This is a genomic window from Algoriphagus sp. oki45 (genome assembly GCF_036245605.1).
GTDB lineage: Bacteria > Bacteroidota > Bacteroidia > Cytophagales > Cyclobacteriaceae > Algoriphagus.
Genome location: NZ_BTPC01000001.1, coordinates 1638535 through 1650933, shown reverse-complemented (window position 1 = coordinate 1650933; position 12399 = coordinate 1638535). Strand labels below are relative to the sequence as shown.

The window sequence follows — 12399 nt, the reverse complement described above, 5'->3', positions numbered from 1 at the left end:
GACGGCTGAGGCCAATCAGAGTCAATTTAATATGTCTAGTTCAAAAGAATTTAACTGGGAAAACTTCGAGACCAAAGGCTTCGGAGAAGGCTATTCCAAAGAGCAACGCGAGCAAATGGCCGCGATGTACGAAGGAACCCTCAATGAAATCACCGAAAAAGAGGTGATCAAAGGGGTGGTAGTAGGAGTAAACGACAAGGATGTGATCATCAATATCGGCTTCAAGTCCGATGGATTGGTGCCTCTTTCCGAATTCCGTGATGTAGCCGGCATCAAGCCAGGCGATGAAGTGGAAGTATTCATCGAAGAGCAGGAAAACGCCTTGGGTCAGTTGATCCTTTCCCGTAAAAAAGCAAAAATCGTCAAAGCTTGGCAGGACATCGAGAGCGCTCTTGAGCACGACAGCGTGATCGAAGGTCTGGTGAAGAGAAGAACCAAGGGTGGTTTGATCGTAGATATCTACGGTGTAGAAGCCTTCTTGCCAGGTTCTCAGATCGACGTGAAGCCTATCAGAGATTTCGATATCTATGTAGGTAAGAAGATGGAAGTGAAAGTGGTGAAGATCAACCACGCCAATGATAACGTAGTCGTTTCTCACAAAGTCCTCATCGAGAAGGATCTCGAGAAGCAAAAAGCAGAAATCCTCAACAACCTGGAAAAAGGTCAGGTATTGGAAGGGGTGATCAAGAACATGACCAACTTCGGTGTATTCATCGATTTGGGTGGCGTGGACGGATTGCTTCACATTACCGACATCTCTTGGGGTCGTATCAACCATCCGGAAGAAGTATTGCAGTTGGATCAGAAAGTTCAGATCGTTGTATTGGACTTCGATGACGACAAGAAGAGAATTTCTTTGGGCATGAAGCAGTTGACTGCTCATCCTTGGGATTCCTTGGCTGCCAACTTGGAGATCGGTTCCAGAGTACAGGGTAAAATCGTGAATGTGGCTGATTACGGAGCATTCTTGGAATTGGCTCCTGGAGTAGAAGGTTTGATCCACGTATCCGAAATGAGCTGGTCTCAGCACTTGAGAAACCCGGCTGACTTCGTGAAAGTAGGTGACGAAATCGAAGCGGTTGTTTTGACCTTGGACAAAGACGAAAGAAAGATGTCTCTTGGCATCAAGCAATTGACTGAAGATCCTTGGACTAAGGGTGACATGTCTACCAAATATGCGGTAGGTACCAAGCACAAAGGTGTAGTAAGAAACCTGACCAACTTCGGTCTCTTCCTTGAATTGGAAGAAGGAATCGACGGTTTGGTTCACGTATCTGATCTCTCTTGGACTAAGAAAATCAAGCACCCATCTGAGTTTGTTAAAGTAGGTGACGAGTTGGATGTAGCAGTTCTAGAACTTGACGTTGAAAACAGAAGATTGGCTCTAGGTCACAAGCAGTTGGAAGAGAATCCTTGGGATACCTTCGAGACTGTATTTCCGGTAGGTTCTGTACACAAGTGTACTGTAGTTTCCAAAAATGACAAAGGTGCGGTTCTTGAACTACCTTACGGATTGGAAGGATTTGCAACAGTGAAAAATCTGGAAAAAGAAGACGGTTCTCAGGTAGAAGTTGGTGAAGCTTTGGACTTCCGAGTGACCGAATTCTCCAAGGATGACAAGAGAATTGTACTTTCTCATACCGCTACTTTCAGAGAAGAAGCAAAGGCTGCTAAGAAGGCTGCTGCTCCAAAGAAAAAAGGTAACGAATCTGTAGATATGCCTGCACCAGCAGAAAAGTCTACTTTGGGTGACCTGGATGCTTTGGCAGAATTGAAAGAGAAAATGGAGGGCAAGAAGTAATTCTTGATCCCCTGAGTTAAATACAAAACGCCGGCTGAAGAGTCGGCGTTTTTTTTGGTTGTAGCGAAACGGGTTTTCGGATCGTAAAAGATAAAAGACACCTAGTGGACTCATGAAAAAAACAGCCTTTTTCTTTCTCTTTTCGATCATTTTCTTTGGTGCAAATGCACAGTCTGGACTTTCTGTACAGGGCTATTATGGGAAATCCGGATCGGGGCTTTCCCGAAAAACTGAATTGGTTGGGGTTAGCTCTCCCAGTATGGATCAGGTCAGTAGTTTTGGGTTGATTCTCTCCAAAGATTTGGGATCAAAATTCAGGCTCAGTACTGGTCTAAGCTATACTTATGGAACTGTCGATTTTAGTTTCAATTGTCCAAATTGCATTACGACAGGTCCTGGCTTTTTGGTGGCTCACAATCCGGATTTTAGCATGCTTTCTGTTCCGGTGTACGGTGAGTTTATTTTAGGGAAGGTTTTCTATCTGGCCGTTGGGCCTTTATTGGATTTTCAGCTGTCTGAGGGAAACAACTTTTCTGACCAAAGTGGTTTGGGTTACCTCTTAGGTTTAGGAGCTAGGATTCCTGTGGCAAATTGGTTTTTCAGTCTTCAATCCAATTACAAGAGGCATGGAGTAGCTCCCTTTGAAAATCCGGGAATTAGAGAATTCATCTTTCAGGAATTGGGATTGCAGGTTGGGCTTGGGTATACTTTCTGATTTTTTAAAAAATCACATCTTCTCAATAAAACTGCCTCCAAAAAAGAAAAGCATCCTGGATATCAAGATGCTTTTTTGTTGAGGTCGCGAGCGGATTCGAACCGCTGTACAAGGTTTTGCAGACCTCTGCCTAGCCACTCGGCCACGCGACCCTTTGTTTTAGGAATGCAAATGTAAAGATTATCTTTTCAGTGGCAAAGAGCTGACTTTTTATTTTCTTGGGATTAAAGTTGAAAGACGAAGATTTTTTATTGATACCCAAAGTTGATTTTATGCAATTCGGTTGATTTTCAGCCCTGTACGTTTTTGAAGCAAAAATCCTATTATTTATATTGATTCTAAATTATTATTACCCTTGAAATAAAGTTGCAATAAGCTGTAAATCAGTAAAATAAAGCCATTCTAAATGAAATGAGGCTACTTTTTGGCATCTGGATTTCATATTTGAAAAATTAGCGTCCGATACTACCTTTGCAGGGGTTATTGAGACCGTTAAAAACTATTTAATTAGCTATTATATGTTATCCAACCGCTCGTTAGTAGGGATTCGATTAAGTTTCCAAATGCTGGCAGTGCTGTTTTTCTTACTGATCGGAGCTTCGTCCTACGCAGCCGATCCATCGGTAGTAGACAGCGAAGAGGCAATTTCAGCAGGTAAGACTGTATTTAATGCCAACTGTAAGCAATGCCACAAGCTGGATCAGAAATACACTGGACCAGCTCTTAGAGGTTCTTCCGAACGCCAACCCATTGAAGTGGTAAAGAGCTTTATCAAAAATTCCCAGGCAGTCATTGCATCAGGAAATTCCTATTACAGTAATCTGTACAAAGAGTACAACAATACTGTGATGCCATCTCATGAATTTTTGTCTGAGGATGACCTGAACAATTTGTTGTCCTACATTGAGTATGGTGACAAAGTAGATCCTGCTGCCGCTGCTGCTGCCACAGATGGTGCTGCTGCGGGAGGTGCCGGAGGAGGAATCCCGAGTGAATATTTGACTTTGATCCTTGGAGTACTAGTCCTGGTCTTGTTGTTGATTTTGGTTGTGTTGGGCTTAATCATCTCGGTTTTGACCAAATATTTGAATAAGCAAGGCTTAGAAGAGGATGATAAAGAGTTTATTTCTCAAAAAGCTGATTTTGGAAAAGTGTTTAAATCAGATGCCTTCATTATCATAGTTACCGCCTTGGTTGTGGCCTTGGTTGCCAAAACTGCCATTGACGGACTTTATAGTGTGGGTGTTCAGCAAGGTTATGCTCCGGCGCAGCCGATCGCCTTCTCCCACGCTCTTCATGCAGGACAATATGAGATCGCCTGTCAGTATTGCCATACAGGGGTGGAAATCGGTAAGTCTGCGAATATTCCTTCTGCCAACATTTGTATGAACTGTCACATGCACATCCAGAATGTAGGAGGAAAAGAGGGGATTTCCCCTGAAATCCAAAAGATATACAATGCAGTGGATAATAATCAGCCAATTGAATGGGTGAGAGTTCACAACCTTCCCGACTTGGCCTACTTCAACCACTCTCAGCACGTAGCTGTAGGCGGTATCGAGTGTCAAACTTGCCATGGTCCTATTCAGGAAATGGAAGTGGTAGCTCAGCACAGCTCATTGACTATGGGTTGGTGTATTGATTGCCATAGACAGACTGAGATTGCAACCGAAGGCAATGTCTACTACGAAAAGCTGGTTCAACTTCACTCAGACTCCAAAGATGCTTTGAAAGTAAAAGACATCGGAGGTTTGGAGTGTGCGAAGTGCCACTATTAATTATTCCTTATCCTTTTAGCTAATTCATTCCTAGAAATAAAAATGAAGGAAAATAAAAAAACCTACTGGAAAGGGCTCGAGCAACTCAGCAACGATCCGGAGTTTGTGAAGAACGCAGACAGGGAATTTCCTGAATTACCATCCAGTTTGTCCGAGGAAGGAAGTGCCTCCCGAAGAGATTTTCTGAAAATGATGGGATTCAGCTTGGCAGCTGCTTCTTTGGCGGCTTGCGAGGCGCCAGTAAGAAAGGCTATTCCTTATGTCAATAAGCCGGTGGATATCAATCCATCTATTCCTAACTACTATGCTTCAACCTTTGCTTCCGGTGGTGATTATGCCGCTGTAGTGGTGAAGACACGAGAAGGGCGTCCGATCAAAATCGATGGAAACGAGCTTTCTCCTATAAATAAAGGAAAAGTAAACGCAATCGTGGAAGGTTCTGTGCTTTCTCTTTATGATAAGCAGCGAATTACTGATCCAATGCTTGGAGGACAGAAGTCTGACTGGGCTACAGTGGACGGAGAGGTTAGATCCAAACTGGCTTCGGCGGGGACTGTGAAGATCGTAGCCAACACCATCCTATCACCTTCTACATTGGAAGCGCTTCGCTTATTCTCTGATAGCTTTGGCGGGGCGGAAGTCATCATGTATGACCCCATTTCCAACTATGGAATCACAAAGGCCTCCGAAACCTATTATGGTTCTGCAGTTCTTCCTTCCTATCATTTTGACAAAGCAGAAACCATCGTATCCTTTGGTGCTGATTTTCTAGGTACTTGGATTTCTCCGATCGAATTTGCTTCAGCTTACGCAAAAACAAGAAAGATCACCAAGGAAAAGCCTGAAATGTCCAGACATTATCAGTTTGAATCCAATCTTTCTTTGACCGGTGCCAATGCAGATTACCGTACGCCGATCAAGGCTTCTCAATCTGGATTAGCTGTTTTGGCTTTATACAATGCAATTGCTTCAAAAACAGGAGCACCTGCAGTTTCTGCTCCAAAAGTACAAATTGCTCACTTGGACAAAGCTGCCAATGATCTTTTGGCTTCAAAAGGAGCTTCTTTGGTAGTGTCAGGGTCTAATGATCCAAATGTTCAGGTAGTGATCCATGCGATCAATGAACTTCTTGGAAATACAGGTGCCACCGTGGATTTCTCAACTCCTGCTCATTTCAGAAAAGGAGATGATGCCAAAATGAATCAATTTGTTACAGAATTGAAAGCTGGCAGAGTCGGAGGAGTTGTATTCTACAACTGTAACCCAGTTTACGACCACGCAAGAGGTGCTGAAATCGCTGAGGGTATTTCTAAAGCAAAGGTCAGCATCGCTACAAACGGAACTCTAGATGAGACTTCTTCTTTGGTTCAGATTGTAGCTCCAGATCATCACTTCCTGGAGTCTTGGAATGATTATGAACCTAAGCTGGGTCATTTTTCTTTGGCACAGCCAACTATTTCTCCACTTTTCAATACCCGTCAGGCTCAGGATTCATTCCTGACTTGGGCCGGTTCAAACAGCAATTATTATGATTTCCTAAGAACCAACTGGGAATCTTCTGTTTTCACCCAAGTGGAGACAGGCGGTGATTTCCAAGAATTCTGGGATACTTCACTATATAATGGTGTACTTGCTTTGAACAGAACAGCTCCTGCTGTTTCCGTTACTGGTGACGTTGCAGCTGCTGCTGCTGAGGTTGCTAAAGCTTATAAAGCAGACAATGCAGGTGCTGAATTGGTTGTTTACTCTAAAGTGGGTATTGGAAATGGTGCTTTTGCCAACAACCCTTGGCTTCAGGAAATGCCTGATCCGATCACCAAAGCTACCTGGGACAACTATTTGACTGTATCTCAGGCATGGGCTTCTGAAAACGGAGTAACCATGGTAGAGGAAAACACCAAAAAGGCACAAATCACTGTAAACGGAAAGACTTTGATCGTTCCTATTTTGATCCAGCCAGGTCAGGCTAATGGTACTTTCGGATTGGCCTTGGGCTACGGAAGAACCAAAGCCGGTAGAGTGGCTGACGGAGTAGGGGTGAACGCTTACGATTTGCTTGATGCTTCTAAAGGTTTTGTCAACTTTGATATCACCACTGGAGTAGAGGTAGCTGTCACAGGTGATTCTTATAAAATTGCTAGAACACAGACGCATCAGACTTTCATGGGACGTGAAAACGTCATTCAGGAGGCTACATTGGCTGATTACAAGCAGGATGCGTCAGCAGGAAGATATAAGCCGGAAATCTATAAAGACGGTGAATTTGTCAAGCCTTCGAAGATTTCTCTTTGGAAAGGACATCAGTATAGCCAGCACCACTGGGGATTGGCTATCGACATGAACTCTTGTATCGGTTGCGGTGCTTGTACTGTCGCTTGCCAAGTTGAAAACAACGTGGCTGTAGTCGGAAAGCAAGAGGTGCTTAATAGAAGAGAGATGGCTTGGATCAGGATTGATCGGTACTACTCTTCAGACGCTCCAGCTGATGATTTGAGAGGGATGGAAGTGGCTGCCGAGAATCCGGAGGTAACCTTCCAGCCGATGATGTGTCAGCAGTGTAACAACGCTCCTTGCGAGACAGTATGTCCTGTGGCTGCTACGACTCACTCTTCTGAGGGTCTTAACCAAATGACTTACAACAGATGTATCGGTACCCGATATTGTGCAAACAACTGTCCATATAAGGTACGTCGATTCAACTGGTTCAAATACCATGACAACAAAGACTTCGCTGGGGTGAACATTGCTCAGAATGATGATTTGGGTAAAATGGTCCTTAACCCTGACGTTACTGTTCGGGTGCGTGGCGTGATGGAAAAATGCTCCATGTGTGTGCAGAGAATCCAAGCTGGTAAGCTTACTGCCAAGCGTGAGAAGAGGAAAGTACAGGATGGAGAGATCAATGTGGCTTGTGCTGTGGCTTGTCCTACTGATGCTTTGGTATTCGGAGATATGAATGATCCAAACAGCCGAGTTTCCCAGCTTCTAAAAATCGAGGAGAATTCAACCTCTGCTTTGAAAGAAGTTGGAGAAGAGCGAGCGTACCATGTGTTGGAAGAGATCAACGTTAGCCCTAACGTTTGGTACTTTACCAAAATCAGAAATAAAGAGAAAAACGAAGCGTAATCATAATTAATTAAACTATGCAGGTTACTTCATCCGTACGCCAACCGTTAGTTACTGGAGGTAAAACCTACCATGACGTGACACATGATATTTCACGTCAGGTAGAAGGAAAGCCTTCCTTGCTTTGGTTCCTGGCTTTTTTAACAGCAGCTGGAGTATTGGCACTTGGAGCAATTGCCCTTGTAGCTACTCTCTGGGAAGGGATCGGTATGTGGGGTCTAAACAAAACAGTAGGTTGGGCTTGGGACATCACCAACTTCGTGTGGTGGGTCGGTATCGGTCACGCTGGTACCCTTATTTCTGCGGTATTGTTGTTGTTTAGACAGAAGTGGAGAACATCCATTAACAGAGCTGCCGAAGCGATGACCATCTTTGCCGTTATTTGTGCTGCTCAGTTTCCGATCATCCACATGGGTCGTCCATGGTTGGGTGCATATTGGGCGCTTCCGTTGCCAAATACTTTTGGCTCACTCTGGGTAAACTTTAATTCCCCGCTTCTTTGGGACGTATTTGCGATCTCAACTTATTTCTCTGTTTCTCTGGTTTTCTGGTACATTGGTTTGATTCCTGATTTTGCAACTATCCGTGACAGAGCTACAGGTTTAAGAAAAACCATCTACGGTGCCCTATCTTTTGGATGGGACGGAGCCGCAAAAACTTGGATGAGATATGAGTCAGTTTCCTTGATTCTTGCTGGTTTGGCAACACCATTGGTACTTTCGGTTCACACCATTGTATCTTTTGACTTTGCCACCTCTGTAATCCCCGGATGGCATACCACGATCTTCCCTCCTTACTTTGTGGCAGGGGCGATCTTCTCTGGTTTTGCGATGGTGTTGACGCTGATGATCATCACCAGAAAAGTTTTCAAACTGGAAGACTACATCACCATTGGACACATCGAGTTGATGAATATTGTAATTATCATCACCGGCTCGATCGTAGGTATCGCTTATATCACCGAGTTTTTCATTGCTTGGTATTCCGGTGTTGAGGCTGAGCAATATGCCTTCATCAACCGTGCTACTGGTCCATACTGGTGGGCATACTGGTCCATGATGACTTGTAATGTGATTTCTCCTCAGCTATTCTGGTTCAAGAAAATCAGAACATCTATTGTAGCTACTTTCCTACTATCTCTTGTGGTAAACATCGGAATGTGGTTTGAACGATTTGTAATTATCGTTACCTCATTGCATAGAGATTTCTTGCCTTCTTCATGGGCGATGTTCTATCCTACTTGGGCTGATGTGGGAGTTTACTTATTCACTTTCGGTTTGTTCTTTACCCTTTTCTTCCTTTTTGCGAAGTTTTTCCCGGTAATCAATATGGCCGAAGTAAAATCTGTCTTGAAGTCTTCATCTGAAAAAGTTGAAAAATAATCATGGAAAGAGATACACACTTTGTTTTGGGAGTTTACGACGATGAGGACGTATTGCTCCATGCAGTAGAGAAAGTCAGAGGTAGCGGGGTTAAAATTCATGAAGTATATTCTCCCTATCCTGTTCACGGTTTGGAACATGTATTGGGCTACAAAAGAAGCCGACTTCCGATCGCTGCGTTCTTGTTTGGAATGTTAGGAACCAGTTTGGCTTTGACCATGCAGTTTTATATGATGAAATTTGACTGGCCGATGATTATCGGGGGTAAAGATTATGCCGCTTTCCCTGATTTCATTCCAGTTACATTTGAAATGACCGTATTGCTTGCAGCCTTTGGAATGGTTGGTGTATTCATGGTTAGCTCAAATTTGAAGCCTTGGGCTCAGCCTAGAATCTTCGATGAAAGAAGCACTGATGACAAGCACATCATGGCTGTAGATATTGCCAATAACGGTTCAATGGACCTGGCAAAGATTAAGGAGATCTTGAAGTCTTCGGGTGCTTCTGAAGTAAATGAAAAAAGTTTCGAATAAGAATTCCGGATATATGAAAATTGCAAACGCATTAACGCTGACGGGTTCGGTTCTGGTAGCAGCTCTGTTTTCTGCCTGTAAAGCAGGTGGGGAAAGCCCGGGATTGGAGTATTCTCCTCAGATGTATCATTCCGTAGCCTATGAGCCTTTGACACAGATTCAGGATGAATCTCAAGGAACTTGGCTTTCCACTCGTGAGGATGGAAAAGGGGAGTTTTACAACTCCAACATCAATAATCCTCATGGAATGAATATGAGAGAACCTGTTGAAAATACGGTGCCTAGAAACAAGCAAGGTTATTTGCCTTACCGTTTAAAAACATTTGAGTTGGAGCAGGCTGCATTGGTTAAAAATCCGGTGCCTTCTTCAGAACAAGTATTGGCTCAAGGTGAAGCGCTGTATCTTCAGTACTGCAATGCCTGTCATGGCAAAGGTGGTGAAGGGGATGGAAAAGCCGGTGAAGTTATCGGCGGTGTTGCCAATTTAAAAGGTGGAGCCTATGTAGGACTTCCTGAAGGTCATATTTTCCATGTCATCACCAAAGGTAAGGGAAGAATGGGAGCTCACGGTTCTCAAATTCCCGTAGAAAGCAGATGGAAAATTGTTCACTATGTTAAACAAGTTATCCAAGGTCAGCCTGTAGCAGAAGCTGCAGCCACTACTGAGGAAGCACAAGTAACCCCAGCTAACTAATCATGGCTCATCACGGCGAACAACATTACAATTTAGATCAGCGTTTTGACTTTAACGCTGCTACCAAAAAGTCTATCATGACTGTTTTGATTATCGGTGCGGTAATTCTCGGCATTGGTATCGTCCTGGCAATGACAGGTGGTCATCATGAGGAGGCAGGTGAAGCTGGTGGACATGCTTTCCATTGGTATGAGAGACTTTATGCTAACCTTTGGATTAACAATGTCTTCTTCACAGGAATTGCTATTGTCGGTGTATTCTTCTTTGCAATTCAATTTGCCGCACAGGCTGGATGGTCCACTCCTTTATTGAGGGTTATGCTTTCCTTTGGCAACTGGTTGCCATATGCTGCCCTATTGATGATTGCCACCTTCTTTATTGCAAATCATGATCTTTTCCACTGGACTCATTCTTATCTGTTTGATAAAAATGATCCCCAATACGATAAGATTATCGATGGTAAAGGTGCTTTCTTCTATTGGCCAATGGAAAAAGGAACATTCCCGGTATTCTACGTGCTGAGAATGGTCATCTTCTTTGCATTCTGGGTTTTCTTTTTTAATAAGTTCAAGAAAATATCTGATCAGGAAGACCAATTGGGAGGTACTTCCCATTGGTTTAAAATGAGGAGCTGGTCTGCTTACTTCTTGGTCTTCTTTGCTGTTTCTTCTTCTGTTTCTGCTTGGGATTGGGTGATGTCTATTGATACACACTGGTTCTCTACTCTCTTTGGTTGGTATGTGTTTGCTTCTTGGTTTGTTTCAGGGCTTTCAGCAATCACTTTACTGACCATATTCTTGAAAGGCAGAGGATATCTTGAGATGGTTAATGAAAACCACGTGCATGATCTCGGTAAGTTTGTCTTTGGTTTTTCTATCTTCTGGACTTACTTATGGTTCTCTCAGTTCCTTTTGATCTACTATGCAAACATTCCAGAGGAATCTGTTTATTTCTTGGAGAGATTACAGAGTGACGTTTACGGAGGATTTATTTTTGTGAACATTGCACTAAACTTTGTGCTTCCTTTCCTAGTTTTAATGACAAGAGATTCCAAGAGACACGGAGTATTCCTCAAGTTGGTTTGTACCATTCTTTTGGTTGGGCACTGGATTGATTTCTTCCTGATGGTTCAGCCTGGTACTTTAGGACACAATGGAGGTATTGGTCTGATGGAAGTAGGAATGTTCTTGGTTTATGGTTCCGCGGTGGCGTTGGTTGTACTGAGTGGTTTGGCGAAAAAGAACCTGATTGCGAAAAATCATCCAATGCTTGAAGAAAGCTATCATCATCACATTTAATTAACTATCCGAAAAAAATAAGGTATGTACGGATTTCTGATTGGAGTAGGGGTTTTGTTGCTGTTATCCATCATCTGGATGGTTTACAGAATTCAAACCTTGGTATCGGTTGTAAAAGGCTCGGATAAAAAAGTAGCATCCGGAAGTAACAAGATTAATGCGATTCTTTTCGTGTTATTCTTACTGGGAACAGGCATTCTCATGTTTTGGTATTCCATTAAAGAGTTTGACAACTATCAGTTGCCAATCGCTTCTGAACATGGGGTAGTCACAGACCGGCTTTTCTGGGTGACTATGGCTGTAACCGGTATAGTCTTCCTGATTACACACATTTTGCTTTTCATTTTCCCTTACAAATACCAGTACAAGGAAAACAGAAAAGCTACTTTCTATCCTGATAACAACAAACTGGAAGTCATTTGGACTGCAGTACCGGGTGTCGTACTTGCCGGCTTGGTATTGACCGGTTGGATGGCTTGGTCTGATATCACAGCTCCTGCACCTGAAAATGCCCATGTAGTAGAAATAATGGGATATCAGTTTGCATGGGACGTGAGATATCCTGGTAAAGACAATGTATTAGGAGATTACGATTATCGGTTGATCACAGCTTCCAATTCGCATGGGGTGGATTTCACCGATAAAAATGCGATCGATGATTTCCCTTCTCCCAAAGTAGTTATTCCAAAAGGTGAACCTGTTCTTTTCAAAATCAGAGCGCGTGATGTTTTACATTCCGTATTCGCACCTCATATGAGATTGAAAATGGATGCTGTTCCTGGAATGCCTACTCGTTTCTGGTTTGTCCCTACCAAGACAACCGAAGAAATGAGAGCCGAATTGAATAATCCGGAATTTGAGTATGAAATCGCTTGTACAGAAATCTGTGGGCGTGGGCACTTCTCTATGAAGAAGGTGATTGAGGTAGTAGAGCCAGAAGCTTACCAGAAGTGGTTGGCGGAACAGAAATCTTTTATTCAGCAAAACCCTTCCCTTGCGGAAAGTCTTCCTGCTGAAATGAAAGAATTGGCAGATATTCAGTTGAGCGAAAGTAAAAAATAAAATTATAGGT

General features: G+C 43.2%; 9 protein-coding genes and 1 tRNA gene. 9 read left to right on the top strand and 1 reads right to left on the bottom strand.

What is annotated here, in order from left to right:
• The first annotated feature begins 31 nt into the window (after window positions 1-31).
• Together rpsA and AAA942_RS07200 are read left to right on the top strand one after the other, a co-directional pair.
• Window positions 32-1801 carry a 30S ribosomal protein S1 gene (gene rpsA, locus AAA942_RS07205; protein ID WP_338219571.1) on the top strand — a complete coding sequence of 590 codons (1770 nt, stop codon included), beginning with the start codon at window positions 32-34 and terminating at the stop codon, window positions 1799-1801.
• A gap of 112 nt (window positions 1802-1913) precedes the next feature.
• Complete coding sequence (locus tag AAA942_RS07200; protein WP_338219570.1) at window positions 1914-2516, top strand: hypothetical protein; 603 nt, start codon at window positions 1914-1916, stop codon at window positions 2514-2516.
• 81 nt (window positions 2517-2597) lie between these two features.
• Here the strand turns inward: AAA942_RS07200 and AAA942_RS07195 are convergent.
• Window positions 2598-2668 (bottom strand) — tRNA-Cys (locus tag AAA942_RS07195).
• A 366-nt stretch (window positions 2669-3034) separates the two neighbouring features.
• Here AAA942_RS07195 and AAA942_RS07190 point away from each other — a divergent pair.
• The 7 genes from AAA942_RS07190 to AAA942_RS07160 are packed head-to-tail and all read left to right on the top strand — an operon-like array spanning window position 3035 to window position 12389.
• A complete protein-coding gene (locus tag AAA942_RS07190; RefSeq protein ID WP_338219569.1) occupies window positions 3035-4294 on the top strand; it encodes a c-type cytochrome in 1260 nt (419 codons plus the stop codon).
• Between the two features lie 42 nt (window positions 4295-4336).
• The gene (locus AAA942_RS07185; RefSeq protein ID WP_338219568.1) at window positions 4337-7420 is read left to right on the top strand and encodes a TAT-variant-translocated molybdopterin oxidoreductase; all 3084 of its coding nucleotides are present in this window, start codon (window positions 4337-4339) and stop codon (window positions 7418-7420) included.
• Between the two features lie 17 nt (window positions 7421-7437).
• Window positions 7438-8802, top strand: a complete 1365-nt coding sequence (gene nrfD, locus AAA942_RS07180) for an NrfD/PsrC family molybdoenzyme membrane anchor subunit (RefSeq protein ID WP_338219567.1) — start codon at window positions 7438-7440, stop codon at window positions 8800-8802.
• Window positions 8803-8804: 2 nt separating this feature from the next.
• A complete protein-coding gene (locus tag AAA942_RS07175) occupies window positions 8805-9335 on the top strand; it encodes a DUF3341 domain-containing protein (RefSeq protein WP_338219566.1) in 531 nt (176 codons plus the stop codon).
• 13 nt (window positions 9336-9348) lie between these two features.
• On the top strand, window positions 9349-10029 hold the full coding sequence (locus AAA942_RS07170) for a c-type cytochrome (RefSeq protein ID WP_338219565.1): 681 nt from the start codon (window positions 9349-9351) through the stop codon (window positions 10027-10029).
• 2 nt (window positions 10030-10031) lie between these two features.
• Window positions 10032-11327, top strand: a complete 1296-nt coding sequence (locus tag AAA942_RS07165) for a quinol:cytochrome C oxidoreductase (protein ID WP_338219564.1) — start codon at window positions 10032-10034, stop codon at window positions 11325-11327.
• Between the two features lie 24 nt (window positions 11328-11351).
• Window positions 11352-12389 carry a cytochrome c oxidase subunit II gene (locus AAA942_RS07160; RefSeq protein ID WP_338219563.1) on the top strand — a complete coding sequence of 346 codons (1038 nt, stop codon included), beginning with the start codon at window positions 11352-11354 and terminating at the stop codon, window positions 12387-12389.
• The last annotated feature ends 10 nt before the right edge of the window (window positions 12390-12399 follow it).